Raw genomic sequence first — 25,040 nt, forward strand, 5'->3', positions numbered from 1 at the left:
CCTGGGGTGGCCGGGCAGTGTCGATTTGAGCCGCTGAAACGGTCTTTCAAACGGCATCGGCAGAGTCTACGCGCGCAGCCACTTCGGCAACAATGTCAATAATAGTCGACCGACGGCTCCGCCCGTCGCGAGCATCGAGCCACGCTAGCCCTGAGAGGCGAAGCCGCCTCCCCTGAGACACCCTAGAACGAGGCGACGAGCTATTGATTACCCACAAAAGGTCGTGCAGCTTTCAAGTGATTGTCACTCAATGATTGACTTCACCCGCCCGGCGAAGCTGGGAGGGTCGGGAGACGAGCCTTTCGCGAGTCTTCCGGGGAGGGCCGACAGCGCAAGCGTAAAGTCCCAAACCAGCGTAATACCCTTCCCCGAACTTCGGAGACTGCTGAAATACACGCCCGACGAGGGAGCGATGCGTTCTCGGCGTCAGAATTCATCTTGCCCGAGATTCGTACAACTCGGGCGGCGCTCAGGTCGTCTCGGCCATGTCGCGGGCGTGGTAGCTGCTGCGGACGAAGGGGCCAGCGGCGACCTTGATGAAGCCCATCTCTTTGGCCAGATCGGCCAGCTCGTCGAATTCTTCCGGTGGTACGTAGCGGACGACGGGCAAGTACTTCTCGCCGGGCTGGAGGTATTGACCGAGGGTAAGGAAATCGACACCGTGCTCCCGCAGGTCGGCGAGCGCGTCGAGCAGTTCGCCGCGTTCTTCGCCGAGGCCGAGCATCAATCCGCTCTTGGTTTTCACGCTCTCGTCGTATTTCTTGACTTCCCGCATCATTTGCAGGGTCCAGGCGTAGTCGCTCTTGGGGCCGCGGACGCGGCGGTAGAGCCGTGGCACCGTCTCCATGTTGTGGTTGAACACATCCGGCCGGGCTTCGATAACGCGTGCGAGGGCGTCTTTGCACTGGACGAAATCGGGCGTGAGTACCTCGGTGGTCGCGCCGGTGCGTTCGCGGACAGCGAGGACGCATCGATAGAAGTGATCGGCGCCCCCATCGGGCAGGTCATCGCGTGTGACGCTGGTGATGACAACGTGTTTGAGGCCCAAGCGGGCGGCGGCTTCGGCGATCCGTCCGGGCTCGTCCTCGGCGGGAGCTTGTGGGGGACGTCCCCGGTGGACCGCACAAAAACCGCAGGGACGCGTACAGACGTTTCCCAAGATCATGAATGTCGCCGTTTGTTGGCTATAACACTCCATGCGATTGGGGCACTTCGCGTTCTCGCAAACGGTCTCCAGCCCGAGTTCATCCATCAACTGATCCGTCAGGTGATTGGAATTCGACTTCGGGATCGGTCGTTTGAGCCAACGAGGCAGCCGGCCTGTGGCGCTGACGGACGTGCCCTCGGGCATCTCGGGTTCGGCGACTACTGGCAATCGAAAAGCCATCGGTACTTTCACGTTCAAAATCAGGAAAAAACTTCGCGACGAACCGATAGTGTAGCCGCCCCAGCAAAATATCACCATTGCCGGGGCTGTCCCATCTCGCAACCGCGATACAATGACCGCCATGTCGAAGTCCAAAACCAAGTCGCATAAAACATCACTGACCGCTGCGGGCAGGAAAGACGCCGATACGAAGGCCAAGAAAAAGGCTGGCAAAAAGCAGGGTGGGAAGCATTCGGGCAAGCAGGCGGCCTCGACCACCCCGGTGGCGGAGAACCGCAAGGCAAAATTCCGCTACGAAATTCTCGACTCCATCGAGTGCGGCATGATGCTGCGGGGCAGCGAAGTGAAATCGATGCGGGAGGGCAAGTTATCGCTTGACGAAGCCCATATCCGTGTCACCAACGGCGAATTGTGGTTGGTCGGTGCGGACCTGGCCCAGTACAACAATGCGGGGCTATGGAATCACGATCCGCGGCGGGCCCGCAAATTGCTCGTCCATCTACGAGAATTCAACCGCTTCTCTGGGCGGGCTTTCGAACGAGGCCTGACTCTGATCCCACTGCGGGTGTATTTCAATGACCGTGGGATCGCCAAGTGTGTGATGGGCTTGGTCAAAGGCAAGAAAATTCACGACAAACGGGAAACGTTGAAGAAACGTGACGCAGAGATGGGATTGAAACGAGCCATGCGACGTCGCTGAACAGCGACGCCCACACGGGGCGCTCCCCACTGATAGATCTCCTGAAGAAAAAACGGATGCCATGTTAAACATCGTCGATCTCGTGAAGAAATTCCAGCAGCCCGGTGGGGGTGAGCTGACCGTGCTCAATGTGCCGCGTTTCCAAATGGCGGATGCCGAGCAGGTCGCATTGATCGGTGAGAGTGGCGGCGGCAAGACAACGCTGCTGCACCTGATCGCAGGCATGTTGTCAGCGACATCCGGGTCCGTTTGCGTCGACAATCTCGAACTGACCAAACTCAGCGAACAGGGGCGGGACCGGTTTCGAGCAGCCACGATCGGATATGTTTTCCAGACCTTCAACCTGTTGCCCGCTTTCACGGCCCTGGAAAACGTCAAGCTCGGCATGACCTTTGGTCGCGGTGGCGTTGACGCAGACCGTGCCATGAACCTGCTCGACCGCGTCGGGCTGGCTGATCGCGCCCACTACCGGCCCAAACAACTATCCGTCGGCCAGCAACAGCGTGTCGCTATCGCTCGCGCCCTGGCGGGCCAACCCAAATTGCTGCTGGCCGATGAGCCGACGGCCAACGTGGATCCTGCCAGTGCAGATTCGGTGTTGGACCTGATCATCAACTCATGCCAACAGGACTCCATCGCCTTGCTGATGGTCACCCATAGCATGGACGTCGCTGACCGGTTCAGCCGAATCGACCGCCTCGAAGATATCAATCGCATCGCTGCCCTCCATCACAACTCAGCTTCATGAATCTCCTGTTCATCGCGTGGCGTAACTTTCGCTACCGCGCCCTTTCGAGTTTTCTAACCACACTATCCCTGATGCTCGGCGTCGGCTTGGTCGTGATGGTGATGGCGATTTACGGCATCATCAGCGAAGCCTTCGTGCGCAATGCATCGGTGGGCTACAACCTGGTCGTTGGACCGCGGGGCAGCGCCCTGCAGCTCACCCTCAATAGCGTTTACTACCTCAGCCAACCCATCGAGAATCTGCCGTATACGGAGTACATGGAGTTCTTTCCACAGGAAGAGCGAGCGGAGATGGTACGAACCTACGGCGGCGATCCGGCACTTGGCCAGCGTGATGGGCACTATGCCGGCTATGTTGCGGGCGGCTATGCCATTCCGCTGGCTCTGGGTGATTACTTCGGCGACTTTCGTGTCGTGGGCACAACCCCCGAGTTCTTTGAGAAGTTGCGGCATGGGCCCGACGTTGACCAACCGTTTTCTTTCCGCCATGGGCGTGCCTTTGAAGCCTACACGCCTGAGAATCAGTACTTTGAATGCGTGGTTGGTTCTCGGGTCGCGGCGCAGAGCGGTCTGCACGTCGGCGACACGATGAATCCAACCCACGGCGATCCCGAGGGCAAGGGACACGGACAGGGATTCCAAGTCGTCGGTGAGCTGGCGCCGACGGGAACGCCGAACGACCGAGCTGTCTTCGTCAATCTTGAAGGCTTCTACCTGCTCGAAGGTCACGCGAAACCACTCGAGGAAGATGCCGTGATCGAGCCGCCCGAGCGAGACCCGGATGACGAGCGGCCACCGCTGTTGATGATCCCCGAACGGGAGGTCACTTCGATTCTCGTCCGCAATGGGAATCTGATGTTCGCCCCCGGCATGCAGAACCGCATCAATGAAAGCGGGCAGGCTCAAGCCGCTGCACCGATCGGGGAAATTAACAAGCTGATGTCCGCGATCGTGGGGCCACTGCTCTCAGCGCTACTGGTGATCACGCTGATCACTTGCATTGTCGCCGCCTTCGGGGTGCTCGTGTCGATCTACAACTCGATGAATGATCGACGGAGGGATATCGCTGTGATGCGGGCGTTGGGGGCGCGGCGGAGCAGCGTGACCTGGATTATCCTGTTCGAAAGCCTGATTATCGCAGTCGTCGGTGGCGCAGCCGGCTGGTTTTTGGCTCATGCGGCGATCTTCTCCGCCGGTTCCTTCATTGAACAGCAAACCGGTGTCCAAGTCGGTCTCTTTACCGTCACTCAGTACGAATGGCTGATTCTGCCGTTCGTGATCCTGTTGAGTTTGGTGGCGGGGATTGTGCCAGCCATGGCTGCCTATCGCACCGACGTCGGCTCGAATCTATCGGCGTGAGCCGTGCTGGATCGACCTCTTTGATTTCTCCTCTGCGAAGCTCACCTCGAGCTTCGGTAGGGGGGCGACTGAAAATATTGGCTGCTTTGAGCCATATCTTCTGTATTCCCTCTAGACCAGCTATATTGTCAGGGTCGACTCAGGATGCGAGTGCATTGAGGCGGCGGGAACGGATCTCTCCCAAACAATCGAGCTGCCCGAGGGATGATGCAGTGTACGCCGAACGCCTTGCAGGTGATGGTATTTCATGGGTGTCGAGTCGGAGCTAAACGGTCGCAGTTTTCAGGATGCGATTTCGCGTCATGACATCGCCTCGGTCACCCGTCAGCTTATCGAGAGTCAATTCGTTCTCATCCACTTGGGTGACGAGACGGAATCCGAAGAGGTGCTCGGGGCGCTCACGGCCAGCAGTGGCGGCCGCGATTACCTGGTCGTGTTCTCCAGCCAGGATCACGCCAGCCAATTCGTTGAGACCCGCAGCGATCTCTTTGAGAGCGAATCGGAAGTCGGTGGATTCTGGGTCGACGGCCGCACGATGCTCGATTATCTCGACGACGAGCTCGGCATTCTCCTGAATCCCGACGGGAAAGGGCATCGCCAGGTCGAAACGGATTTGATCCGTGAGATCCTGGACGAACTGAATCTGCAGTAGCGACCGATTGGCCTAGTCAATACACGATGAATGAGTGTCGGTTTTCGTAGTGGGCGAGGCGACGAGTCCTGCGGCTTTGGACTCGTCGCCTCGTCCACTACGACAGATATGGATCGTCCGTTGCTAAGCTGCCAAGCGTCCCATGGAATCACTTGCCTCGGCGAGCAGGTAGTAGAAGGTGACGCGGCACTTCGCCTTGTCACCGGTCATTTTCTGGCAGGTCTTCGCGATCGCTGCATCGGCTTCTTCGGCCGTTAGATCGAGCGTCTTGGAGCAGTACCCCGTTTTGATCCGAGCCAGTTCGTCTGCATCCGTCGCAGCCACGATCGATGCATCATGGCTTTGCAGGGCGAGCCCGAGATGGGCCACCAATGCCTCGACGGCAGTCTCATTGGGCGAGTCGACATACTTCTTGACGTTCTCGAGATACTTGCTCATGGAACTCTCTTCGAAAAGGACTGGGGCTCAAACATCCCGCGCAGCCGACGGGCGGCCGCATTGCGGTCCGCCCAGTATATCAATTTTTCACGGCGTCGGTGAACGCCCGCAGTGCCTTAGAGCTTCGGCAACGTCTTCTTGATCGGCGCGCCGACATCGATGGTCGTCACGGGGTCTTGATCAGCAGAAACGGAGACTTTCGCGGGGGTCTTCTGCTCGGATTGGTAGGCGAGGTCAACCAGTTGATACGTTTTATTGTCGACTGCCCCGGAGGGATCGTCGACGTCGCCGTTGGACGCGTCGGATTCAATCTTACTGACGGTTACTTTGTATTCACCCAGTGGAGCCCCTTCGTACTTACCATGGGTTCGCAGTGTAGCTTCGCCATTCTCGTCCGTTGTCCCGCCCGTCGACCAACGGTTGGAGCTGTCCTGGGGAATCAGACGGATGCTGGCGTTCGCGAGAGGGGCGTCTCCCTGCACGAGTTTGACCACGGTGGGCTGGAGTTCCGGCAGCCCTTCGGGGCGATCTTCCTTGGCGCATCCCAATGCGATGCAGGGGAGGATGGCCAGGCAGTACAGGATTGGGGAGGCTGATGTGAGTTGCATTTGAGTTCGATGGATTGAGTTGAGGAGATATCGATCTAGTGGAATGATAAAAGCTCGTGGCGCTCGACTTTCGAGCACCACGAGCAGATGAGTGCAGGGTTGGGCGACTCGCTACATCGAGGTCGTTTCATTGCCCTGCGGCGAGCCCATGGCACCCCAAATTCCGTAGGGGCTGTTCCCAGAATTGACTTGGGCAGCATTGAGATTGCCCGAATCAATTGAATCGGTGACGAAGCGAACCGAACCATCGAGCATGAGAGCTTGGACACCGCCTTGATGCTCGCTCGTGGGCGCGAACGACCCCCAGGAGTAGTTACTGCTAGAGTAAGCACAGGAGGGTGAGTTGGGGGAAAGGGTGGTCGTGAAGCGATTGTTGACTGCGCGGCCGTCACCGAGAATCAAGCCTCGCCAGCAATCGATTCCGGTTTGGTACTGCCGACGATCGGTCGTCAGGGGCACGTTCAGGCAGCCGGCTGGTACGGCAGTCGTTCCGTTGTAGAGGCCCTGAAACAACCCAACGTCTCCTTTGACAACCGCTTGTTCTCGTGGTGCGCCGGTGACCTCGCTCATCGCAACGGTATTGCTCAAACCGTCGAGGCAATCGCGAAAACTACGCTTGCTCGCACGCATCGAGCCTTCGAGCGCGTTGACGAACATGCTGCGCGAGTCAATCTTCGACGTGTTCGCCGATTCTTGCGCGTTGGTACGGTTGTTGTGCCACATCGCATCGCCAGTGGAAAACACGTAGAGGCATTTGGAAACCGTGCTGTACTCCGAGTTCGACGCTTGGGCGGCTGACGGGCACAGGAATGCAGCCTGAGGTCCCGCTGCCTGCAGGGCTGGCGACGTCCAGATGGAGGATCCCGGAGCAGCCACTCGAGCGTTCTGCTCGATCTGTTCATAGAGATTGCCCATCTCCAGGAACGGCATCAGGAAAATCGAGGCACTGACGTGCGGGTAATCCGCATAGGCGCCGCTGTAACCTTGGAAATGCGTCGCCCCCACCGGGAGCTGATTGTACGCACTATGGTAGTTATGGATGGCAAGCCCCAACTGTTTGAGGTTGTTGGAGCACTGCATCCGACGGGCTGCCTCACGTGCCGCTTGAACGGCTGGCAGTAGTAGACCGACCAGGACACCAATGATGGCGATGACAACCAGTAGTTCCACCAGGGTGAAACCATTTCGATTTTTCTTCATGTAAATAGCTTTTCGTAGGAGTTAGAAATAAGAAAGAGAGTGAATGATTACGCGTTGGCAAGAGCCCATTCGCGAAAGTTGTGAATCGTGTCGTCTTCACGATTGCCGATCGGCAGACTGCTTTGCACGAACTGATTGATGTCGCAGAGTTCCGCGACGGATTCGACGATCACATCCGGGCCATAGGCGAATTGTGGGAGATCCTCGCGACGGGTGCCGCCCGTGAGTGTCAGCACGGTGCGATAGCCCATCTGCACGCCGCCAAGGATATCGGTGTCCATCGTGTCACCGATCATGACTGTTTGTGACGTCGCCAGATTCAGTTCTTTGCGTGCTGCTCGCATCATGATGGGGCTCGGTTTCCCGACGCTAAACGCTTTGCGACCCGTAACGGCTTCAAGATAGGCGACTGTTGCGCCGCATCCCGGGCGCGTCCCCGACTGTGTCGGGCAACTCGGGTCCATGTTGGTGGCGATCAATTTGGCGCCACCGAGGATCATATTGACCGCGGATTCCAGGGCATCGAGAGTGACGGTTCTGCCTTCGCCAACGACGACAAAATCCGGTGCATGATCCACAATCGAGAAACCGTTCTGGTGCATCGCTTGCAACAGACCGCCCTCGCCGATGATGTAAGCGGTGCCGTTGGGTTTGAGCTTGGCAAGATACCGGGCGGTCGCAATGGCGCACGTGAACACGTGCGATTCTTCGACGTGGATCCCCATACGTTGAAGCTTGGTTTGCACGTCCCGCCGGGTACGCTGGCTATTGTTGGTCAAGAACAGGAACGGGATCTCCTTGCGGAGCAGCACGTTGATGAACTCATCGGCTCCGGGGATCAGGTGGCTGCCACGGTAGATCACACCGTCCATGTCGATCAGAAATCCAGTCTTCATTCAAAGCATCCAAAGGTATGGGGGGCATCGCCGTCTTCCATCTCGACACGCGACGTGGGGTGTTTGATCGGGGCGATCATGCACGTCTTGTGCCATTCGCCATAAGGGTAGTTAAGGTGCCGTTGCGGTAGTGCTACGTGGAATCGCGTCGGCCACCCGTGATCACGCGTGAGATTCGCGCAGCGGACCGCTAAGAAACACGGCATCTCTGCACTGGTTCTGCGCACCTCGCGCGCTCAGGGCGTGCTGGATCGAGAGCCGCCGGTGGGGTCTCTGGGCGAGAGTTTTCGACCGAGGTGAAGGGGTCATAAACCCCCAATAGGAAAAGCATCAAGGAGGCGATGTCGCCCGGGTGTTCACTGATGCTTTGGGAGAGAGAGCGGGTTCGCTCTGTTGGTTTGGTGGGGCGTTTCCACATCCGCACATTCCTTCATTGAGTTGCTAGCTTGGTTCCAGGATTTTGCCTGGAATTAGAGCCACTCGGTGTAGGATTCGCGTTGTTGAGGGATGAAGAACGTTTGAAGATACGCGCTAGCTGTGCTGTTCGATCGCGTCGATGATGGCGGACAGTTCGTTGGCGACCGGAACGGCGCGGTTGGCGTAGTTGGCCTCGGTAACGCCACGGCTGCCAAGCGTCTTTTCAAAGAGTTCTCGATCGGACGAATGGTAGGCAACGGTGGCGGTGGGATCTTTGAGTTCGTGTCCCGTCAAAATGCACACGACTCGGTCGCTCGGTGCGATCACCCCTTCGCTCCGCAGCAATTTCGCCCCCGCGACGCTAGCGGCCGAGGCAGGCTCACAGCCAAACCCACCGGCACCGACTTGGGATTTGGCGTCCAGGATCTGCTGGTCATCGACTTCGCGGACGACACCATCCATGACTTCCAGCGCTCGCAGGCACTTATTCAAGTTCACGGGCCGGTTGATCTCAATCGCGCTGGCGATCGTATCGGCACGTTTGCCATCACGGTCCATCGATTCGTTGTACTGAGTGATGGGCTCCATGCTGACATTGCCGCCGTTCCATTTCACCCCGTGCTTCTGCACGAGTTCATGCAGCGTATTGGCGCCCCGGGCGTTGATGACTGCGAGCCGCGGGATGCGGTCGATCAATCCATGCTGATACAATTCACTGAAGGCTTTCCCAAACGCACTGCTATTGCCGAGGTTGCCGCCGGGCACGACGATCCAATCGGGGACTTCCCAGCGGAGTGCTTCGAGGACCCGAAACATGATCGTTTTCTGCCCTTCCAAGCGAAATGGATTGACGCTGTTGACGAGGTAGATCCCGAGTTTCTTGGCGATTTCCTTCACACGGATCATCGCATCATCGAAATCGCCGGCGATTTGGACCGTCAAGGCGCCATAGTCGAGTGCTTGGCTGAGCTTTCCGTAGCTAATCTTGCCACTGCCAATGAAGATCACGGCTTTCATGGCGCGGGTGGCGCTACAGTACAGAGCGAGTGACGCGCTCGTATTGCCCGTGCTGGCGCACGCCGCCCGTTGGGCTTCCATCATGCCCGCGTGCGTCACGGCGGCGCACATCCCGTTGTCCTTGAAGCTGCCCGAGGGGTTCATCCCCTCGTATTGCAAGTGCAATTGGCCAGGATTCAGTCCGACGTACTTGGCAACCTCATCGGCTTGCTGGAGCAGCGTCTGACCCTCTCCAACGGTCACGATTTTGCTCTGCGGGGCGAACGGCAGCAGTTCATGGAATCGCCATACCCCCGAAAACCGCACGGGGTTGTTGCGTTGGCTCCACATCGCTTCGAAATCGCTGAGCTGGCCCGGGACAGCGGCCCGGTCCCAATCGTAAGCGATATCGAGTAGGTCTCCGCAGCGGTCACACGAGGTGCGGATGCTCATCGTCTCGTAGGTCGCAGCGCAGTTGGGATTGATGCAGCGCTGAAAGGCAAGGTCGGATTGAGCGGCGTTGTGCTGGGCGGCGGTCGAGAGCATCGATGTGTTTCGTCGGCGGACGGAGGGGAACTGTCGGTCGGGTCAATCGGCATCATAGCCGTCCTGGCCAACCGAGGCGAGGGAGAGCAGAGCGGGGATGCCGTCCAAATCTGCCGCGCGGGCCCCGCAGTCGCTCCGACCGAGGTCCCTGCCTCTGCGACCGAGGTCTCTTGCCTCTCCGACCGAGGTCCCCTGGCGCTGCGACCGAGGTCTCCTGGCGCTGCAACCGGGGCCCGGTTCGGGCGGTCGTTTCCCCGCCCCTCCTCCGGTCGACGGACTGCGACATTTCGCCCCTTTGTCCTACTTCGGAGTTTGATTAATCTATCTGGGGTGAGGAGCGGACCTGCATGCGTTCGTGATTGAATTCGGAACCTTCTTCTTTGGCACTTTCTTTCTATCGCCGCGGCGTCAAAGCGATTTGGCAGCGCTCGATCAGCAGCGTTCTGCTGTTGGTGTTGCTGCTTGGATTGACAGGGGTTCCGCTCTCCCGCCCAGTCCCGACCAAAGAGGGGCGATTTCCTTGCGAGCATTGCCCCTGCGGTTGCACCGATGCGGATTTCTGCTGGGACCGTTGTTGCTGCCATAGCGATGCTGAGAAGTTGCAGTGGGCCAATGACAACGGTGTCAAAGCGCCTGATTTCCTCGTTGCTCGAGCGGCTCGAGAATCGAGCGAATCCGACCTGGCAACCGCACCGGCTGCCGACGAGAAGAGTTGCGGTCGCTGTTGCGGGCAAACTTGTTCCGACCGGCCCGCGGAGCCTGCGGCCGCCACCCCGACGTCGCTCCGGCTCCTATCGCTGCAGAGTGTCAGCCATTGTCGGGGCATCGACCTCGTTTGGACACTCTTGTCCTCCGCCGTTCTTGACGTGCCGCCCTCAGGGATTTCGCGTCCCGACCCTCCCCTGCTGTATCGTTTGCCGTTGCTCAGTGAGTCGGCGCCATCGATGAGTGAGAGTGTGGATCCGCCCGTTCCCTAGGCGAGACCTCGGTCGAACTCTCTGTTTCCCTTTTCGCCGATCGCAACCGGTCGGCGGAGCGTTGCGCACTGCACCGAAGCGTTTGGAATCGACGCTGCGCAGCCATCGGGAACCTCGCTCTTGAATCACTTTCACTCAAATTCACTCATATCATGAATACTTACCATTGCACGGGGCGGTTGAAACGACACCGCTCATGCCACCGGCGATCGGGCTTCACGCTCGTCGAGCTGCTCGTTGTGATCGCCATCATTGGAGTTCTAGTCGGTCTGTTACTGCCCGCGGTCCAAGCGGCGCGGGAAGCGGCTCGGCGAATGTCGTGCAGCAATAATATGAAACAGATCGGTTTGGCCCTGCACATGCACCACGACACCTTGAACCACTTTCCTTCGCAGCGACTGCAAGCAAAGGCACCGGTCCCAGCCTCACAGCAATCGTTCTATCGCTGGGGACCCCTGGCGCTGCTGACACCTTACCTGGAGCAGTCCGCCGTCTATGGGGCAATCGACTTGAAGAAGCCGCTTTACCTTTTCTCAATGGGGCCTCCTCCTGGTGTCGTTACGCATCCGGACCTGGGGACGGCGGTGGCCACGCGAGTGCCAACATTTCTGTGCCCGAGTGACGTCCGTCAGAACATCAGCGAGGAATGGGGCGCCTGCAACTACCATGCAAACAACGGCACTGCTGCCGACGGCGGTGTCTATGAAAACTGCGATGGGCTGTTTTTCACCGATTCCCAGAAACGGTTTCGCGATATGCTCGACGGCACATCCAACACAGCGGCATTCTGTGAAACCTTGGTGGGGTCCGGACTTCCCGACAGCACGCGAGGGGTTGCCAACCTCGGTGCCGAGCGTGAGACCGCGTCGGTCTGGAACGCCGACGCGTTAACGATTGAGGACTCGTGGTGCTTGGACGATTCCAGTGCTGCGATCTTTCGCCGCGGCGAAAAATGGGCGGACGGTTCGGTCAATGACTCGGGGTATCATCATACCCACGGTCCCAACTCCATTATCAACGACTGTTACTCCCGTTACGCGGCGATCAAGAGCGGGCGGAGTCGTCACATGGGTGGCGTGATGGTATTATTCGCCGACGGTTCGGTGCGATTCACGACCGATTCGATCGATGCGAAAGCGTGGCGTCTGATCGGTTCCATTGCCGACCAACAAGTCATTCCCGCCTACTGATTTTTTATTCACTCAACCGGTCGGATCCGACTGAGCCAACCCTTTTTACATTCGAAAGATCATCATGACCTGGATATTCACACTGCTTCTCGTATCGGCAACTGGAAGCGTCGATGCCTGGCCGGCATTCTTGGGCGCGGGCAGCACTTCTGAAACCCAACAATCACTCCCATTGAACTGGACTCCCACCGAACACGTCGCCTGGCAGGCGGAGCTAGCCGGAGGAGGGCAATCCAGCCCGGTGGTGTGGGCCGATCGCGTGTTCGTCACTAGCGTCGAGGGGCCTAACAAGGACACCTATCACACGACATGCGTGGATTTGGGAAGCGGCAAAGAGTTGTGGCGCGAGAGTATTGCGAATTCGTTTCCCGTCAAAAACTCCCACTATGTCAGTCGCGCCGCTCCGACGCCAGTTGTCGACGCCGACCGTGTGGTCGCGCTCTACGAGAGTGGAGACTGCGTTGCATACTCGCACGATGGCGACGAATTGTGGCGACGGAACCTTGGTAAAGATAACGGGCCGCTAACCGCGGAGTTTGGTCTGGGCGCATCGCCCTGCCAGAGTGAAGCAAAGGTGTTTGTCTTGCTGGAACACGATGGGCCGAGCTGCTTGCTGGCACTGGACAAGAAGAGCGGTGAAACCTCGTGGAAAGCCGAGCGGACTCCCCGCCGTAGCTGGAGTTCGCCAGCCCTGATGGAAATCGACGGCACCTCGCAAGTCGTGGTCAGTTCCGCAGGGAGCGTCGATGGCTACGATCCTGAATCCGGTGAACTCCTGTGGACCTTTACTGACATTGGCGGCAACACCGGCACCACGCCGATTGACTCGGGCGACGGCCGGTTCCTCATTGGCGCTTCGGCGGGCCGCAACGGCGAAGATGCTGGGTCGTCAAAAGACTCAAACTGTCTATTGAAAGTGGCCCAGCAAAACGGCGAATGGTCGGTGCAGCGGGAATGGGTCGCCGAGAAAGCGTCACCGAGTTGGGCCTCGCCCATCATCCACCAGGGGCTGGCATATTGGATCAATCGCGCAGGGGTCGTTTACTGTTTCGATGCGGAGACCGGAGCAGATGTCTACACCAAACGCATCGAGCAGTCATGTTGGGCGACACCCATCGCGGTGGGCGATCGAATCTACTGCTTCGGTCAACAAGGTGTGGTCACTGTGCTAGCAGCCGGTCCTGAATTCAAAGTTCTCGCAGAGAACGAAACCTGGAATGAAGAGACGCTGCCCGCGGCCGAGCCGATGGCAGAAGAAACATCCGAGGAGCGGAAACGCGCGGCGGCGATGTTTAGCAAGCCCACTCTCTACGGTGCCGCCGCGGTCGACGGAACCTTCGTTATCCGGGTTGGCAACTGCTTGATCGCCGTTCGCTAATCATTCCCATGTTGCGGCATGCTGCCACGGTAGGACGCTCAACCGCCGGCCGCGACGGGGCCACCTGCGGCGAGTCGATCTCGCCAATCGGTTGCGCCCGCCCATGCATGGGCGGGCGGTCGCTCCGGCTGGCTGCCGGCGAGAGCATCGGCCGGCTACTAACGAATGCGAGCACAGCGGCCCCGGGGGTCGCTGTGCGCAAACAATCAATGCTATCGGGCGACTTAGCAACAGACGATCCATATCTGTCGTAGTGGACGAGGCGACGAGTCCAAAGCCGCAGGACTCGTCGCCTCGTCCACTTCTAAAACCGACACTTATTCCTCGTGTGTTGCTAAGCGATTCTAGAGGGTGGTCTTGTCGGCGATGAGAATCACCCGGTCGCCGAGCTTCACGGGGACGCCGGTGACGTCAACTTGGTCGCCGTCTTGGTACTTCTTGGAGTCGTCGACGACGCCCATATCCACGGTCATCATCTTACCTCCTTCGGTTTTCAGCTTGGCGACAGTGTGTTTTTCGCCTTGCACGGTTGCGACCTTGGTCGAATCGATCGTTCCGCTGTATTTGCGTCCTTCCCGTGTGATTGCCCGGCTCAACCCCAGTTTTTCGACTGTGGTTGCCATCAGGACTCGCTTGTTGCCTGCTTTGGCAATCGGCCCGATCGCGGTGAATTTATCGCCTTCGAACAGACTCATCGTTCGATCGCCGCCCATGTCGACCCACAGCGATTCACCGTCTCCGTATTCCACTTTCAGCAGCCGAGACATCTCCCGGAGACGTTTTACGTTCTTGACTTCAGTGATCGTGCCGGAGACCTTGACAGCTTTTCCGCTGAGCCCTTGCTGCGTCGTCTGGGCTACGTTGCTACTGCGAACGTCGTGCTCGGTGTTGTTGCCCAGTTCGCTGAATTCGTAGTCCTCGTAGGTCCCATCACCATCGGCGTCTCGATAGGTCGCATAGCTGTCGTCTAAGCGATCGTTGTCGGTGTCAAAGTAGCGGGCGAAAGATTCGTACACGCCATCTTCATCGGCGTCGGTATAGGTGCCGTATCCATCGTCCCAGTCTTCACCGTAGAACTCTTCGGCGCTAACGCTCTCGACGTCGTTGTCTTGGTCGGTGCCATCACGCTGTTCGTAGACACTGAACGTCTCATTATCCCAACGTCCGATCGCTTCGTCGGTGGGGTTGTAGTCATTGCCGTCAAACCATTCGGAGACGTCGTACCAGGCATCGTCTTCGTAACGTGGCCCTGCGTCGTTGGGTTCGTCCGCATGCAGCAGCGAGGCCGGCGACGTCAACGCGATGAAAGGTGCTGTGGCATAGGCGATTCGTTTGATGTGATTCTTCATGGTTTCATTCCTTCATTTATGTGGGGAAAAGATTCTGTTCTGTGAGGGGGCGAGCATCGCTTCTGCCCAGGAAATTCCCTCACGCGACCAATCGTCTAGCACCGCAACTGCCGTTCCCAAAGCGATTTCGTCGTATGGGGTGTCGCGAAGATCGTCGGAATCTCACCGGCCGAACTGCCGCTCTGGTATTCCGTTTGCTGCACTGTGGGATAGAAGTTTCGACTATCGATAACTAACCGCCAGGAGACCACCATGATCGATCATCCCACAAAACAAGATCTCGTTGATTTGATAGGCAGTGAATCGGGGCTCTGTGTGTCGATCCTGATGCCCACGCATGAGGACGGCCACAAGACCACCGAGAACCCCATCCGCTTCAAGAATCTGCTCAAGCAGGCCATTGAAGAAGTGGGGGATCAGTGCTCGCAGGTGCGTCAGAGTCTGGTGGAGCTGGAGGGGCTCGCTCAAGACCACGAATTCTGGCAGAACCAACTCGCAGGTTTCGCCTTGTTTCTGTCCAAGGACGGTCAGCATCGGTTCAGGTTGTCTCATTCGCCCGCCGAGCATGTCTGCGTTGCCGAGCACTACTACTTGCCCTCAATCGCCGCTGCGGCGTGTGGTGGAGGAACGGTTCGGGCGTTGGCTCTCTCATGGGAACAGGCGAGGCTTTTTGAATGCGACGGGCACCAGGCTCGCGAGCTTGCGACTGAGTCATTCCCAGTCACGATGGACGATTTGGTGACTGCTCGAGACCCAGAGGAGCAGTTGCAGTTCTCGACCCAGTCCGCCGCACGCGGGCCTTCCGGCGCCAGCAGCGGCGAGAATGCGATGTTCCATGGACACGGTGAGGGCGAAGGCAAAATCGAAGCGGATCGCGACATGTACCTGTCCCGGGTGGGCAAGCGTCTTGCGGACGCCTTGTACAACACCGCTCACCCGCTGATCGTGCTCGCGACCGAGGAGGTAGCCGGTCACTTCGGAGGGCGAAACGATGTCAAAATCGCGTCGGTTGTCCACGCCAGTCCCGACGGACTGAGCGACTCGCAGTTGAAGTCGCGTCTCGTGGAGGCGTCGGCTTGCCTGCTGAAGGGATCCGAAGATGCGCTGGTGGAGTCGTTAGGAACCGCTGTTGCGAATGAGGCTGGCTCGACGGATATCGCCAAAATCGTCTCGCAAGCAGCATCGGGGCGCGTCGATACGCTCTTGCTCGCTAAATCCGAGGACGCGGGTGAGCCAGAAGCTCAGTGTGGCGTCTTTGATCGTGATTCCAGCACGGCTCGCGTGGACGAGCGGGGCGATTGCGACCTCGTTAGTCTCGCGGTGCGGGAAACTCTACTGGCGGGTGGATCCGTGGCCGCGCTCACGTGCCCGTCAGCGACAACCTCGGCGATCTACCGGTTCTAACCCCTCACGGTTACCTGCGTCGATATCGCAAGTGCCGACTTGAAAGAGGGTGTCGTTTTGCCAATGGGGCGCGGATAATAAGGAAGCACACATGATCGAAAAATGGATAACCGCCGCATCGCCCGACATGGCGATGGTGCTGCTCTCGTCGCTAGTGACTTATGCGGCGATACTGCTTTTCACGCGTTTAGTCGGGCTGAGGAGCTTTTCCAAAATGTCAGCTGCGGACTTCGCGATGACAGTTGCTGTGGGCTCCTTGTTCGCGTCGACGATATCCTCGGCCAATCCAACTCTGGTAATGGGCGTGCTCGCGATTGGATGCCTCTATTTCGGTCAGTGGGCCCTCGCGTTCCTGCGATCGCGCATCTCCGGTGTCAGCAAAGTGGTCGACAATGAGCCTTTGTTACTGATGGCCGGCCGTCATTTTCTTGACGACAACCTCCGCAAAGCCAACGTCAGCCGAGCCGACGTCTTCGGCAAGCTGCGCGAAGCCAATGCGTTGAACTACGATCAGGTTCTCGCAGTGATCTTTGAGACAACCGGCGATATTTCGGTCCTGCATTCAAGCAATTCGGACGCTGAATTGGAGCCGGATTTTTTGCGAGGTGTCCTGGGAGCGGAGAATTTTCTGGAAAGCCGCTCCGGCGTTCCGAGCGGCTGAGGATCGAATCAAGTTGTCGGTTCAGGGGGGACACGCCGAGGGACTTCCTGCGTAGCGACCGGTTCCGTCATGGCTGCGGAACGTTTGCGATCCGCCTTTCCGCCCGTTTCGGGCCAGCCACGCTCGCGACCGGCTCAGGCGTGGTTCTCGATCGCCCATCCTTCTTATTTTCTCTAAAATCGGGGGATCCGGCATTTGCATGCTTGAAAAGCGCCACCGGTGAATGAATACTGTCCGGCAATGACTGAATTCTGTCACCCGGATGAAAGAAAAGCTTTGTCCACTGAGGCTCGCCGAGAACGACTTCGCGACCATGTCCGCGCCCAAGGGTTTGCGGCGTTGGGCGAGTTGACGTCGGTATTGAGAGTGAGCGAGTCGACGGTCCGCCGAGATCTGGAAGTCCTCGAGGAGGCAGGTGAGGCGCGGCGCACTCATGGTGGCGTCTATTGGACGGGGCAATCCGACACGATCAACACTTTCCGCAGCCATCGTGATGACGGTTGGCCACGGAAGCAGGCGATCGGCCGGGCGGCAGCTGAACTGATCGATGACGGTGATACGATCCTGCTCGATGGCGGCAGCACGGTTTACGAACTTGCTCGATTAATTGTCCATCGACCTCTGCAGGTGGTGACCAACTCGTTGCCTGTCGCGCATCTGCTGTCGACGAGTGACTCGATTGATTTGATCATGATCGGAGGTTGTGTCCGGCGCCGCACATCGGTTGCGATCGGCCCGATGGCTGACGCGATGTTAGCGGACATTAACGTGACCAAGACCTTTCTTTCGGTCGCTGGCGTGACCGAGCGGGGTTTTTTCAACAGCGACATGATGTTGGTCGAGAGTGAACGGGCGATGTTGACGGCTGCTGACCAAACGATCGTGTTGGCCGACAGCAGCAAGTTCGGCAGAGTCAGTCTGTCCCAGATATGCGGGTTGGAAGACGTGGGTAGGGTGGTGACCGACAGCGAATTGAAAAATCGCTGGGTCGAATCATTCGATTCCCTTTGCGTCGAACTACTATTGGCCTCCATCGGCGAGGCGACATCGCCTGCTCGCCCGGCGGAGGCTGAATCACCGCAGTGCTCGCCCATCGCACACAATTCTCATCCCATTTCCTCTGACCAAGCCGGTTCGGCTAACTCCCTATGAGCATGACAGTCGATCGAACGCAGATCGAGGCGCTCGTCCGCAGCGCTATCCGTCAAACGCAACCCCCAGGTGGCTCTGCGCTACCATCTGCGTCGGCGAATCCCCCCGTGGCCAAGTCGAGTTCCCCGTTGGGTTGGGTCGATGGCAAGCCGAATCTGCGCGTGAGCATATCGGCCCGTCATTGTCACCTGACGGACGAACACGTCGAGATTTTGTTTGGCAAGGGCAGCGTGCTCGAGCCGGACAAGGATCTGTATCAAGACGGTTTTTATGCCGCTAAGCAGACTGTGATGGTTGTCGGCCCACGTCGCCGGATGCTCCCCAGCGTCCGTGTGCTCGGTCCCACACGCGCCTTCAGCCAACTCGAACTGGCCTTCACCGATTCCATCTCGTTGGGGATCGACGCGCCGGTCCGGCACAGCGGCAACATTGAAGGTACACCTGGATGCGTGTTGGTCGGCCCAGCCGGAACGGTCCAGCTCGATCAGGGTGTGATTCGGGCGGCCCGCCATGTTCATATGAACGATCACGACGCAGCCTACTTCGGTGTCGCCAACGGTGACATGATGCAGCTTCTGATCAAGAGTGCGGACTGCAGCATGACATTCGATGACGTCTTGGTACGAGCTGACAAGGCGGCCAAGCTTGAAGTTCACATTGATACCGACGAAGGCAACGCGTGCCATCTGGACGCCGCCAGTGAGGTCCACCTCCAACCCATGCCTCAGCCCTGTGCTTGTGGGCATTGAATAACAGCTACGAGCGACAGGCTCTTAGTGACTCCTTTTCATTTACTCTCTCCCAACTCCCCCCCTCTCTCTAAAGAAGGTTGAAATCGATGGCAAAAATTAAAGAAGCGCTCGGCATGATCGAGACGAAAGGGTTCGTTGCCCTCGTCGAAGCGTCCGACGCAATGATGAAGGCTGCCAACGTGCAGTTCCTCGGCTGGGACAAGGTCGGCGCGGGTCTCGCGGCAGTTTTCGTGACTGGCGATGTCGCAGCTGTGAAAGCAGCAACGGACGCGGGTGCCGCTGCAGCGGGCCGGATCGGCGAAGTCGTCAGTGTGCAGGTCATTCCTCGGCCTCACGGTGACCTCGAGAAGGTTATCAAGCTACCCGCCACAGCAGCAGCGAAAAAGTAGTCTCTCTACCGCTTTCGCTTGCCCTCCCCAATTCTGAAATTTGAACTCAATACACGAAACCCACAATCATGAATGATGCAATCGGTTTGATCGAAACCAAAGGTCTGCTTCCCCTCGTTGAAGCGACCGACGCCATGGCCAAGGCTGCCAACGTTGAAATTGTCAAGCGAGTCGATCTCGGTGGTGGCTTGGTCACGACCGTCGTCAGCGGTGACGTTGGCAGTGTCCGTGCAGCCGTTGAAGCCGGTGCCAGCGCCGCAGCTCAAATCGGTGAATTGGTCAGCAGCCATATCATCCCACGACCTGCCGAAGGGCTGGTCGCGGCTTACTTCGGCTGAACTGTTCCCCGCCTGACCTCTGTTACTCAAGGAAGATCTCCCATGCTCATCCTCGTTGCGAATCTGGGTTCGACCAGCTTCAAATACAAACTGCTCGACGTCAGCGGCGACCTCCAATCGCCCGACGTGCGTCCGGATGCCCGTGTGCTTGCACGCGGCGCGGTCGAACGCATCGGTGACGCTTCGACAAGTCGATGCGAGGTCACCATTGGCGAGTATCACGAGGTCTCCGAGATGCCTGTCCCGGACCACGGTGTGGCTGTCCAGGCCTGTTTGGATCAGTTGACCGACCCGCAGCACGGGTGTGTCAAGGATGCGTCCGAGGTTGCTGCGATCGGTTTCAAAGCCGTTCATGGCGGACGCAAGAGCGGGACGTTTTTGGTCGATGACGATCTGCTCGAGGCGATGGCGGAGATGAATGCCGCCGCCCCCGCGCACAACCCACCCTATATCGCAGCGATGAAGCTACTGCGGGAGCGATTCCCCGATCTGCCCTTGGTCGCCGCTTTTGAAACTGAGTTTCATGACACCATTCCCGAAGCCCGCAGGTTATACGCGGTTCCCCAGGGATGGCGTGATGACTACCAAGTTCAAAAATGGGGATTTCACGGTGCCAGTCATCGGTACATCGCTGAACGCGTTGCTGATTTGCTCGGCCGAAACGACGCCCGCGTGATCTCTTGCCATCTCGGTGGCAGCAGTTCGTTGACCGCGATCCAAAACGGTCAGAGCGTGATGACCACGATGGGCATGACCCCGCAAACGGGCCTGCCGCAGAACAACCGAGTCGGCGATTTCGATCCGTTCGCACTTCCGCTGCTGATCGAGCGAACCGGCAAGTCACTCGACGAATTGCTGACCGCCCTGGCCCACGAGGGAGGTCTCAAAGGTTTGAGTGATCGCAGCAGTGATCTTCGAGACATTGAAGCGGCGGCTGCCGAAGGTGACGAGAAATCGAAGTTGGCCCTGTCGGTGTTCGTCGAAGAGATTCGTCGACATCTCGGTGGCATGATGGTTGCCATGGGCGGCCTCGACGCCATCGTCTTCACCGGAGGGATTGGCGAGAACTCGGAGGTTGTTCGCGAGGCAGTCTGCGACCAGCTCCAGTCCTTCGGCATCGAACTCGACAGCGATCGAAACGTGAATCACCGCGAACAGGCCAAGCAATCCGGTGGCGAGGGCTCACTGCAGAGTGAATCCAGCCAAGTTCAAATTTGGGTGATCCCGACCAACGAAGAATGGATCGTTGCCAAACGGGCCAAACAAGCGATTGGCCAGTAGCCACCCACCCCTCCCACTTTTCCACGTACCCACTCTCTCATGTTCTTAGCACGCGTAACCGGATCGATTGTCGCGACCCAGAAAGTGGCGTCGATGAAAGGTCACAAGCTATTGATTGTCGAGCCCTATCGGCTCGATGCCGATACGCGGGCGTCCTTGGTCACAACGGGACGAACATTCATCGCGGTCGACACGCTCGGCTCGGGCGAAGGGGACCTCGTTCTGGTTTGCCAGGGCAGTTCCGCGCGTCTGACCCCGGAGACCAAATCACTTCCCATCGACGCGGTCATCACCGGCATCGTCGACAGCGTTCACATTGAAAAGAAATCTGTCTTTGACAGAACAAAGGAAGCCTAAACATCATGCAATTTGACGAAACCCTGATTCGCAACGTCGTTTCGGCTGTCCTCTCTGAGGTCGGACCGATGCCTCCCGGAGCAACCGAGCCACTCCGCCGAAACGTGGCGCCCGGTGCGGGACGCAACGGTATCTTCACCGATGTCAACGAAGCGGTGGCGGCGGCCCGTGCCGCTCACGAGCAACTGCGCAGCCGCACGATGGAGGAACGCAAACAAGTCATCGACATCATCCGCCGAGTGAGCATCGAGCAGTGCGAAGAACTCGGTTTGATGGAGATGCATGAAACGGGCATCGGCCGACCGGAACACAAGATCGAAAAACTGCGGACGCTCGGCGAACTCTCGCCCGGTACGGAGTTTCTCGAGACCAAGGCGTTCAGTGGTGATCATGGACTCGCTTTGATCGAGCGAGCACCTTTTGGCGTGATCGCCGCGATTACCCCCGTCACACACAGCCTCCCAACGATCACAGGCAACGCCGTCAGTATGATTGCCGGCGGCAACGCGGTGGTCGTCAACCCGCACCCGTCGGGCAAGAAGGTTGCCGTGGAAGGCGTCCGCCGTTTCAACGCAGCGATTGCTGCGGAGGTCGGTATTGATAACCTGATCTGTGTGCTCGCGGAGCCGACGCTCGAGAGCGCCGACGGCCTGTTCGCTCACCGCGACATTGCCCTGATCTGCGTGACGGGCGGACCAGCGGTGGGACGGGCCGCGCTTCGCAGTGGGAAACGCGCGATCGTCGCGGGCCCGGGCAACCCACCTGTGGTCGTCGATGAAACCGCCGATCTCGACAACGCAGCCCGATGCATCATCCAAGGTGCGTCCTACGACAACAACCTACTGTGCATTTCCGAAAAAGAAGTCTTCGTTGTCGAGGAAGTCTTCGATGACATGATGGCCGCGATGCGACGCGCCGGTGCCATGCAACTCGACGCCGCCCAGATCGCCAAACTCACCTCGCAAGCCATCGTCAAGGTCGGCGACGACCAACACGATGCCGCAGCCAAGGACTTCATCGGCCGAGACGCCAGTGTGTTGGCCCGGGCAGCGGGTGCCAACGCGCCCGAAGGTTGCGAATTGGTATTCGGTGAAACCGACGAGCACCACCCCTTCGTCACCGTCGAACAGATGATGCCGTTCGTTCCGTTCGTGCGTGCTCGTGACATCGATCACGCCATCGCGATGGCCAAACACTACGAACACGGTTTCCGTCACACCGCGATCATCCACTCGCGCAACGTTCACAACATGACTCAGATGGGGCGCGAGCTCGACACGACTTTGTATGTCAAGAACGGTCCTTGCATGGCCAGCCTCGGGTTGGGCGGCGAAGGATACCTCTCCTTTTCCATTGCCGGTCCGACAGGCGAAGGCGTGACCAGCCCGAACACGTTCACGCGTGAACGCCGCTGTAGCATGGTCGACGAATTGCGGGTGATTTAAACGCTCATGCAAACCGCGAAAGTTCTGGGCCATGCCCGAGCGACCGTCAAGCACGAATCGCTCGTTGGCCGCCGTCTGGTGGTCGCCCAACCACTCACCGCTGACCAGTCCGCTGATGGACCGCCTCTGTTGATGCTCGACCCGCTCGGTTGTCGCAGTGGTGACTTCGTGATGGTCACCAGCGATGGGTCGGCGATCGGCGACATCACAGGTGACCGCTCCTGCCCGGCGCGGTGGAGTGTTTGTGGCCTCATCGACTGACGCGTTTCACACTGCTTCTTCCTTTATCTTCCACCGACATCCGCTCGCCAACGTATCCCGTGTCCCGAATCCTGTATCGCCCTACCGATTCCGCATTGAAGAGTGCCTCGATGAATGCATCGACGAACGCCTCGACGAATGCCTCGATTGATATCGAAGGGGTCGTTGGCCGCGTGCTGGCTCAGTTGCGGCAGCAGGCCGCAGGAAAAGATAGCGAATCTCCCACGTCGCAGACGGCGCCGGGAACGCACGTTATCTCCGGCGGCGTTTGCTCGCTCGACGACATCGCTGCGATCAATGCATCGACCAATTGCGTTGAGGTATCGGCTCGCACCGTGGTCACCCCAGCGGCCCGCGATGAACTGCGTCAGCGGGGCATCGCCCTGACCCGAGTCGATGCGGGGACGACGGCAGGTGCCGAGGTGACGCAGGCCAAATTCCTGCCCGGTTCCCGCGCCGTCCACCTGCAGCGAGATGGCAGTGTCCCCGACCAGCTCTTGGCTGCGGTGAAGAAGCAGGCCATCAGCCGCGGAGTTCGGCTTTGCAATCAATCGTCACTCGCAGTGATCTTGTCCAGCCGGCCCGCGATCACCGCGCACCAGCACACTGGATCAGACCGCTGTGTCGTTGCGATCAATCGACTCGATGACATCCCGCGGTTTCTGAGTGATCTCAGCCCGAACACCTTCGTGCTCGATACGGCTCACCTGCACCTGGTCGCCCTCGCGGGGGCGATCGCAGCAATCGCCAGGCCCAACTCCGGGGCATCGCGAGTGAACCCGAAGATCACCGTTGCCGGAGGATTGTCATGAAGATCGCTCGTGTGCTCGGCAATACCACGCTATCGCGTATGCATCCCGATCTGCATGCCGCAACGCTGCGGTGCGTGGAGGTGGTCGAGCGAATCGAAGACCTCGATGTTCCTGTGCCGGGCAATGATCTGATCGTTGCATGGGATCTATGCGGATGTGGCCACGGCGACCTCGTGGCGCTCGCTGAGGGGCCCGAAGCCGCAGCACCGTTTCAACCCGACGTTAAACCGATCGACGCCTCCATCGTCGCGATTTTAGACCACTTGAATATTGACCCTTCGAACTAATCTACCAGGAGCCTAACCGGAAAGGGGTCTGACCCGCTCCGGCGAGGCCGCTAAAAAACCACTTCAAATGATTCGCCTCCAAAGGGTCAGACCCCTTCTGGGATAGCCCACTGACTCGCCGCCGATAACCCTCACTCTCACCTTTAGAAAGCAAACTCATGGAAAACATTCATAAGATCAAACAAGACATGTGTGACATCGGCAGCCGGATTTACAACCGGCAATTTGCCGCTGCCAATGATGGCAATATCACCGTGCGGATCAGCGAAAACGAAGTTCTTTGCACTCCGACGCTGCACTGCAAAGGCTTCCTGAAACCCGACGACATTTCGCTCGTTGACATGACCGGAAAGCAGCTCTCGGGACGTAAGAAGCGATCGAGCGAAGCGTTGCTGCACTTGGAAATTTACAAACAACGCGACGACATCCGCAGCGTCGTGCACTGTCACCCGCCTCACGCCACGGCCTTCGCGATCGCCCGTGAGCCGATCCCCCAGTGCATTTTGCCTGAGGTGGAAGTCTTTCTCGGTGACGTGCCGATCACGAAATACGAAACCCCTGGTGGTCAGGCCTTTGCCGACACAATCATTCCGTACGTCAACAGAACCAACGTGATGATCCTTGCCAACCATGGCACGGTTTCCTACGGCGAAACAGTCGAGCAAGCGTATTGGTGGACAGAGATTCTCGATTCCTACTGCCGGATGCTGATGCTCGCCAAGCAGCTCGGCAATGTCTCGTTCCTTAACGAAGAGAAGTCACGGGAACTGCTCGACCTGAAACAGAAATGGGGCTTCGCCGACCCACGCAACACACCCGACTACGAAGATTGCGATATCTGCGCCAACGATATCTTCCGCGACTCATGGGAAGACACGGGCGTGGAACGTCGCGCCTTCCCAGCACCGCCACCGATCAAGACCTCCGGTGATGCCAACAGCAACGGCAAACCCGCGCTGCCCCCAGGCGTCGATGAAGCCCAATTGGTCAAGGCGATCACCGACGAAGTCATTCGTCAAATGGGCCGATAGTGAGTTGGCATTTGGCAGTTAGCAACACAC

27 protein-coding genes are annotated in these 25,040 nt (G+C 58.6%); 20 read left to right on the forward strand and 7 right to left on the reverse strand.

The window, feature by feature from the left end; all coding sequences use genetic code 11:
- Positions 1 to 469: 469 nt before the first annotated feature.
- Entirely contained in the window at positions 470 to 1,387 is a 918-nt protein-coding gene (gene lipA, locus CA85_RS07100; protein WP_146390970.1) for a lipoyl synthase, read from the reverse strand.
- Between the two features lie 112 nt (positions 1,388 to 1,499).
- On the opposite strand from lipA, the gene smpB reads away from it, so the two are divergent.
- The 4 genes from smpB (at position 1,500) to CA85_RS07120 (ending at position 4,845) form a co-directional block, all read left to right on the forward strand.
- Entirely contained in the window at positions 1,500 to 2,087 is a 588-nt protein-coding gene (gene smpB, locus CA85_RS07105) for an SsrA-binding protein SmpB (RefSeq protein ID WP_146390620.1), read from the forward strand.
- A gap of 61 nt (positions 2,088 to 2,148) precedes the next feature.
- A complete protein-coding gene (locus CA85_RS07110) occupies positions 2,149 to 2,835 on the forward strand; it encodes an ABC transporter ATP-binding protein (protein WP_146390621.1) in 687 nt (228 codons plus the stop codon).
- Positions 2,832 to 4,193 (forward strand): ABC transporter permease, encoded by a 1,362-nt coding sequence (locus CA85_RS07115; RefSeq protein ID WP_146390622.1) that lies wholly within the window; start codon positions 2,832 to 2,834, stop codon positions 4,191 to 4,193. The genes CA85_RS07110 and CA85_RS07115 overlap by 4 nt, the downstream gene beginning before the upstream one ends.
- Before the next feature lie 247 nt (positions 4,194 to 4,440).
- Positions 4,441 to 4,845, forward strand: a complete 405-nt coding sequence (locus tag CA85_RS07120) for an SseB family protein (RefSeq protein WP_146390623.1) — start codon at positions 4,441 to 4,443, stop codon at positions 4,843 to 4,845.
- Between the two features lie 123 nt (positions 4,846 to 4,968).
- Here CA85_RS07120 and CA85_RS07125 read toward each other — a convergent pair whose 3' ends face one another.
- From CA85_RS07125 to thrC, 5 genes are all read right to left on the reverse strand, one after another.
- Positions 4,969 to 5,283 (reverse strand): DUF2853 family protein, encoded by a 315-nt coding sequence (locus CA85_RS07125; protein ID WP_146390624.1) that lies wholly within the window; start codon positions 5,281 to 5,283, stop codon positions 4,969 to 4,971.
- 116 nt (positions 5,284 to 5,399) lie between these two features.
- Positions 5,400 to 5,891, reverse strand: coding sequence for a carboxypeptidase-like regulatory domain-containing protein (locus tag CA85_RS07130; protein WP_146390625.1), 492 nt, complete (start codon positions 5,889 to 5,891; stop codon positions 5,400 to 5,402).
- 111 nt (positions 5,892 to 6,002) lie between these two features.
- Positions 6,003 to 7,091 carry a DUF1559 domain-containing protein gene (locus tag CA85_RS07135; RefSeq protein ID WP_146390626.1) on the reverse strand — a complete coding sequence of 363 codons (1,089 nt, stop codon included), beginning with the start codon at positions 7,089 to 7,091 and terminating at the stop codon, positions 6,003 to 6,005.
- 47 nt (positions 7,092 to 7,138) lie between these two features.
- Positions 7,139 to 7,987 (reverse strand): HAD-IIA family hydrolase, encoded by an 849-nt coding sequence (locus CA85_RS07140; RefSeq protein WP_146390627.1) that lies wholly within the window; start codon positions 7,985 to 7,987, stop codon positions 7,139 to 7,141.
- Positions 7,988 to 8,518: 531 nt separating this feature from the next.
- The gene (gene thrC, locus CA85_RS07145) at positions 8,519 to 9,946 is read right to left on the reverse strand and encodes a threonine synthase (protein WP_146390628.1); all 1,428 of its coding nucleotides are present in this window, start codon (positions 9,944 to 9,946) and stop codon (positions 8,519 to 8,521) included.
- A 380-nt stretch (positions 9,947 to 10,326) separates the two neighbouring features.
- Between thrC and CA85_RS07150 the strand changes: the two genes are divergently transcribed.
- The 3 genes from CA85_RS07150 (at position 10,327) to CA85_RS07160 (ending at position 13,491) form a co-directional block, all read left to right on the forward strand.
- The gene (locus tag CA85_RS07150; RefSeq protein ID WP_246112572.1) at positions 10,327 to 10,923 is read left to right on the forward strand and encodes a hypothetical protein; all 597 of its coding nucleotides are present in this window, start codon (positions 10,327 to 10,329) and stop codon (positions 10,921 to 10,923) included.
- Positions 10,924 to 11,075: 152 nt separating this feature from the next.
- Entirely contained in the window at positions 11,076 to 12,113 is a 1,038-nt protein-coding gene (locus CA85_RS07155; protein WP_146390629.1) for a DUF1559 family PulG-like putative transporter, read from the forward strand.
- 64 nt (positions 12,114 to 12,177) lie between these two features.
- Complete coding sequence (locus CA85_RS07160; protein ID WP_146390630.1) at positions 12,178 to 13,491, forward strand: outer membrane protein assembly factor BamB family protein; 1,314 nt, start codon at positions 12,178 to 12,180, stop codon at positions 13,489 to 13,491.
- 344 nt (positions 13,492 to 13,835) lie between these two features.
- Here the strand turns inward: CA85_RS07160 and CA85_RS07165 are convergent, their stop codons facing one another.
- Positions 13,836 to 14,840, reverse strand: coding sequence for a hypothetical protein (locus CA85_RS07165; protein WP_146390631.1), 1,005 nt, complete (start codon positions 14,838 to 14,840; stop codon positions 13,836 to 13,838).
- A 252-nt stretch (positions 14,841 to 15,092) separates the two neighbouring features.
- Here CA85_RS07165 and CA85_RS07170 point away from each other — a divergent pair, with 252 nt between their 5' ends.
- The 13 genes from CA85_RS07170 (at position 15,093) to CA85_RS07230 (ending at position 25,010) form a co-directional block, all read left to right on the forward strand.
- Positions 15,093 to 16,244, forward strand: coding sequence for a baeRF3 domain-containing protein (locus CA85_RS07170; RefSeq protein WP_146390632.1), 1,152 nt, complete (start codon positions 15,093 to 15,095; stop codon positions 16,242 to 16,244).
- 91 nt (positions 16,245 to 16,335) lie between these two features.
- Positions 16,336 to 16,905: a DUF421 domain-containing protein gene (locus CA85_RS07175; protein WP_146390633.1), complete on the forward strand. Its 570-nt coding sequence runs from the start codon at positions 16,336 to 16,338 to the stop codon at positions 16,903 to 16,905.
- A gap of 276 nt (positions 16,906 to 17,181) precedes the next feature.
- Positions 17,182 to 18,057, forward strand: a complete 876-nt coding sequence (locus tag CA85_RS07180) for a DeoR/GlpR family DNA-binding transcription regulator (protein WP_146390972.1) — start codon at positions 17,182 to 17,184, stop codon at positions 18,055 to 18,057.
- Positions 18,054 to 18,806, forward strand: coding sequence for a phosphate propanoyltransferase (pduL, locus tag CA85_RS07185; RefSeq protein WP_146390634.1), 753 nt, complete (start codon positions 18,054 to 18,056; stop codon positions 18,804 to 18,806). Before CA85_RS07180 ends, pduL begins: the two co-directional genes overlap by 4 nt.
- Before the next feature lie 89 nt (positions 18,807 to 18,895).
- Positions 18,896 to 19,198, forward strand: coding sequence for a BMC domain-containing protein (locus tag CA85_RS07190; protein ID WP_146390635.1), 303 nt, complete (start codon positions 18,896 to 18,898; stop codon positions 19,196 to 19,198).
- Between the two features lie 68 nt (positions 19,199 to 19,266).
- Complete coding sequence (locus tag CA85_RS07195) at positions 19,267 to 19,536, forward strand: BMC domain-containing protein (RefSeq protein ID WP_146390636.1); 270 nt, start codon at positions 19,267 to 19,269, stop codon at positions 19,534 to 19,536.
- Positions 19,537 to 19,578: 42 nt separating this feature from the next.
- Positions 19,579 to 20,817, forward strand: a complete 1,239-nt coding sequence (locus tag CA85_RS07200) for an acetate/propionate family kinase (protein WP_146390637.1) — start codon at positions 19,579 to 19,581, stop codon at positions 20,815 to 20,817.
- 39 nt (positions 20,818 to 20,856) lie between these two features.
- Positions 20,857 to 21,174, forward strand: coding sequence for a EutN/CcmL family microcompartment protein (locus tag CA85_RS07205; RefSeq protein ID WP_146390638.1), 318 nt, complete (start codon positions 20,857 to 20,859; stop codon positions 21,172 to 21,174).
- 5 nt (positions 21,175 to 21,179) lie between these two features.
- Positions 21,180 to 22,619: an aldehyde dehydrogenase family protein gene (locus CA85_RS07210; protein ID WP_146390639.1), complete on the forward strand. Its 1,440-nt coding sequence runs from the start codon at positions 21,180 to 21,182 to the stop codon at positions 22,617 to 22,619.
- Positions 22,620 to 22,625: 6 nt separating this feature from the next.
- Entirely contained in the window at positions 22,626 to 22,880 is a 255-nt protein-coding gene (locus tag CA85_RS07215; RefSeq protein ID WP_146390640.1) for a EutN/CcmL family microcompartment protein, read from the forward strand.
- A 110-nt stretch (positions 22,881 to 22,990) separates the two neighbouring features.
- On the forward strand, positions 22,991 to 23,692 hold the full coding sequence (locus CA85_RS07220; RefSeq protein ID WP_146390641.1) for a hypothetical protein: 702 nt from the start codon (positions 22,991 to 22,993) through the stop codon (positions 23,690 to 23,692).
- Positions 23,689 to 23,979 carry a EutN/CcmL family microcompartment protein gene (locus tag CA85_RS07225; protein ID WP_146390642.1) on the forward strand — a complete coding sequence of 97 codons (291 nt, stop codon included), beginning with the start codon at positions 23,689 to 23,691 and terminating at the stop codon, positions 23,977 to 23,979. Before CA85_RS07220 ends, CA85_RS07225 begins: the two co-directional genes overlap by 4 nt.
- Before the next feature lie 158 nt (positions 23,980 to 24,137).
- Positions 24,138 to 25,010: a class II aldolase/adducin family protein gene (locus CA85_RS07230; protein WP_146390643.1), complete on the forward strand. Its 873-nt coding sequence runs from the start codon at positions 24,138 to 24,140 to the stop codon at positions 25,008 to 25,010.
- Positions 25,011 to 25,040: the final 30 nt, after the last annotated feature.

Origin of the sequence: Allorhodopirellula solitaria, from assembly GCF_007859855.1 — a bacterium.
Classification (GTDB): Bacteria; Planctomycetota; Planctomycetia; order Pirellulales; family Pirellulaceae; genus Rhodopirellula; species Rhodopirellula solitaria.